This is a genomic window from Paraburkholderia sp. UYCP14C, assembly GCF_004197395.1.
Taxonomy (GTDB): domain Bacteria; phylum Pseudomonadota; class Gammaproteobacteria; order Burkholderiales; family Burkholderiaceae; genus Paraburkholderia.
Genome location: NZ_SELS01000422.1, coordinates 1 through 212, shown reverse-complemented (window position 1 = coordinate 212; position 212 = coordinate 1). Strand labels below are relative to the sequence as shown.

Sequence of the window (212 nt, the reverse complement as noted above, 5' to 3'; positions counted from 1 at the left end):
CTGGCCGGTCGCCTGACCTCGGATGCAGGCCTGCCCGAGTCGATGAACGCGCAGGCGGTGGCCAACGCGCTCAATGCCCTCTCGAAGTGGCCGGACGAGGACAACGCGCGTGAAGCGGCGCTGCGCCTGGCCGGTCGCCTGGCATCGGAGGCGGGCGTGAGGCTGCGCGAGTCGATGAGCGCGCAGGAAGTGGCCAATGCACTCAATGCGCT

1 protein-coding gene is annotated in these 212 nt (G+C 69.8%); it reads left to right on the top strand.

Going from position 1 to position 212, the window contains the following annotated elements; all coding sequences use genetic code 11:
* Positions 1-212, top strand: a 212-nt coding sequence (locus EVC45_RS46115) for a hypothetical protein (RefSeq protein WP_168991696.1), incomplete at both ends; no start/stop codon positions are given.